The 3,301-nt window shown below is 39.8% G+C and carries 2 protein-coding genes; both read right to left on the bottom strand.

Annotated features, from left to right (window positions below; translation table 11 throughout):
- Positions 1-176 precede the first annotated feature (176 nt).
- Positions 177-1,361, bottom strand: coding sequence for a Rieske 2Fe-2S domain-containing protein (locus QUB61_RS07440; protein WP_333125610.1), 1,185 nt, complete (start codon positions 1,359-1,361; stop codon positions 177-179).
- Positions 1,362-1,798: 437 nt separating this feature from the next.
- Entirely contained in the window at positions 1,799-3,175 is a 1,377-nt protein-coding gene (locus QUB61_RS07435) for a cytochrome P450 (RefSeq protein WP_333125614.1), read from the bottom strand.
- Positions 3,176-3,301 lie beyond the last annotated feature (126 nt).

The raw sequence follows: 3,301 nt of genomic DNA, 5'->3' as shown, positions 1-3,301 counted from the left end.
CCCTTCAAATGGACTTATTTGGGCAAAGCATTGAAGCAATAATCAATGGTAGGTTAACTCCCGCCTACTTCTACTAGCAACTTGCGTTAGTAAATTTGATGGTGGTTTGATTTATGGGTAAAAAGAGGTGTCAATAGAATTAACAAATTCACCTACTTAACCAGGAATTTGTAGCACTAAATTTTAACCTTATCGACCCAACTTTGATAAAATTCTCTGAGCTTCAAGACGGGTCGATCGTGCTTGACATAAACCCCTCCCTTATCATTGTTTAGAGTATTCCAAATCGGTACATCCTCTTCAAAAATAAGTTTGTTTAGACGACTAAAAACAGCAAAAAAAAGTATATCCAGCAAAAAAAAGCCAGTTTTCTTGATCGCAAATAAAAAATGCCCGGTTGTATTGTTTTCACTTACTGGAGTGATGCCCTGTAGCATCGAATATGCCTCCTTGCCATCGTTAGAATATGAGGCTAAATGTCCACTAGGCCAGGTGTCTACTTGACCCTTCGTGGTTTCAACACTAAGCCCTAAAACCTTCGCTAATAAACCTATTGAACCACCATATTTCTTAATCTTGCTTTCTATTAAAATCCTATACGAAGCTTCGTTTTTAGTACGTAGTTCGTTTTGCTCACCTACACCTAGAGGAAGCTCATCAAGCAGAGTGACTTCAGTGGAGGTAAGGGGCACCTTATGTACTGTGACTGCATGACGATAATCATACGCATTTTCCAGTATCTGTAGTGCCGAGGTTTTGGCATTGAATGTTAAGGAAAGAGACATATAATGCTGCTTGTCTTCAGCAGGTGGAAACTCAGGCAGGGGAAACAGAGGAGTCTGGGTACCATACCAGACCCAAATGTAACCATATCTTTCTTGTGTGACATAAATCGCCTGACGCGCAGTTGGGGGAATATGGTTTATCTCAGGGATGGAAACACATTCTCCAGAATCATCGTACCGCCAGTGATGAAACGGACATTGAAGACAACCCTCTTTTACCTCCCCAAGTGCCAGACTAGCGCCCATGTGCGAACAGAAACGCTCCATGATCACTGGGTTACCCTTTTCATCTCGCCAAGCGACCAAGGACTGAGCGAATAACTCAATGGCTTTTGGCTTTTTCCGCAATTCTTTAGAGAGCATAGCGATGTACCAACTGGCGCTCAGATTCAGGGGATTTTTCTCGACTCCTGTTTCCGATCGGCTTAGCTTTCTCTCTGAGGCTTTCCCAAATTCGCTGACCATAATACAAAATAAACTACAAAGGACAAAATGCCAAAACTTATACCAATTCAAAAAATGATTGCGACAGATAGAACCTATATGTGAGTCATCATGTTTCGCATTTTTTTTCAAAGCGGTATTAGACTAAGTAAAATACGGGTTTGTGTTTCTCCAAAATACCATACATCTGGAATATAGACTTGTTAGGGCTTGCGGAAGAAGAAAGAAAAGGTGACACTGTATGGATAATCCGGTCAGATAAGCCTGTTCGGATGCAAGAAAAAGGAGTAAAATATCGGCTCTTCCGTACTTAGTGTGCTCGCGTTAACTTAAATTTATGCTCAAGGCTTTGCTAGGTAAGGCTTTGAGATTATTTACCCTTAGCTTGTCTTATGGAACTTGCTCCAGACGGGGCGATCGCCTTGAAATCTTAGCCAGCTAGGGTGTAGGAAACCAAAAACTAATAATTTGGCACACTAAGTACGGAAGATCCCTGCTCTTGAGATAGATGCCCTAGTTAGGAGTGCAAAACTAGAAACTGGGGATATCAACGACAACCCCATGACAAATTAGCGAAAACCCGTCAAAACTAAAGGTACTCCATTTGAGGGTGCGATTACCGCGCTGCGACGTATTGGTTTAATGGGTTTATCATCAGCTAATTCTAAGTTGTATTTAGATACGATTGAAGCTATTACCAGTTTTATTTCTAGCATAGCCAAGGCGTGACCCAAACAAAGTCTCACGCCACCACCAAAAGGAAGAAATTCATAAGCAGTATATTGACGCTCCAAAAATCTTTCTGGTCTGAATTGTTGGGAATTTGGATACAAATCTTCTCGATGATGAATTGAATAAATGCTGGGAATAAATGTGGTCCCAGCTTTTAAAAAACGACCCATTATTTCTACATCTTGTTTCGCAAATCTCGCCAAAGCCACCTGTACTACCGGATAAATTCGCAATGTTTCTTGACAAATAGCCGTTAAATATGGAAGACGAGATATTTCAATCGGATCGGGATTTTTGCCTAAACTATCAATTTCTTGTAAGAGCTTTTCTTTTACTGAGGGATTTTTTGCAAGCCAGTAAAAAGCCCAAGCTAGAGCATTAGCAACTGTTTCATGTCCAGCAGATAACAAAGTAATTAATTCATCTTTTAACTGTTCATCACTCATTACCTGATCCTCTGAGTCAGTTGCAGATAGCATTAAACTGAGGATGTCATTGCCACGTTTTTCGGGATGAGTGCGTTTATCTTCTATTTCTGCTTGGAATAGGTCGTAAATTTTTTGTTTGGCTCTGATAAAGTTGCCCCAAGGACTCCAAGATCCTAAGTCTACTTGCAGAGGTTTCAAGAATATAAAACTCAAGCGCGTTGGAGAAGAGGTAAGTTCTAACCAATGAGCTATGGCGGATCTAAGTTGGTCGCATTTTTTCCCTTCGCTAAATCCAAATACTACTTGCATAATTACCTTGAGGGTAATCTCTTGAGTAACTTCTGTACCAATAAAAGGTTTATCTATCTTCCAAAGAGAAGCTACTTTTTCAGTTATTTCACAGATTGACTTGGCATAAGATTTTACTTTATCTCCATGAAAAGGCGGCATAAGTAATTTACGTTCCCTTTCGTGACGAGGGCCGTCCATTAAGATTAAGGAATTATCTCCCATGATAAGACGACCCCCTCCATTGTTATTTATACGTGCCGCATCAAAACATTGGGCATCAGCAAAGAAAATCTCTTTAATCCCTTGAGGATGTGCTATGAATACGAATGGAGGAAATCCTAATAGCCTTATAGTAAAGATATCGCCGTATTTATCAGTGCATTCTTCTAGATACTCAAAAGGTCGAGAAATCCAATTGAGCATCTGAAATAATGCAGGAGCTTTTGGTCCGTCTGGTAATTTATTTTCTTTAAAAGATATTCTTGGTGAAACCATATTGAATTATTGGGTATTATTTTTAGGTGAAATCTGTGTGAATTGTTGTAGTGACGTTGAAATAGGCGGCAGGTATTTCAACATTACAAATCCAGTTCTAATATACCATGTATTTACCTCATTTGT

Source organism: Microcoleus sp. C2D2 (assembly GCF_036702495.1).
In the GTDB taxonomy this organism is placed as follows: domain Bacteria; phylum Cyanobacteriota; class Cyanobacteriia; order Cyanobacteriales; family Microcoleaceae; genus Microcoleus.
Note: the sequence above shows the minus strand (reverse complement) of the source record. Positions and strands in the feature narration are given on the sequence as shown.

What these genes read in the sequence shown, in the direction of transcription:
- QUB61_RS07435 (WP_333125614.1), bottom strand. Translation starts at nt 3,175, where the DNA reads ATGGTTTCACCAAGAATATCTTTTAAAGAAAATAAATTACCAGACGGA.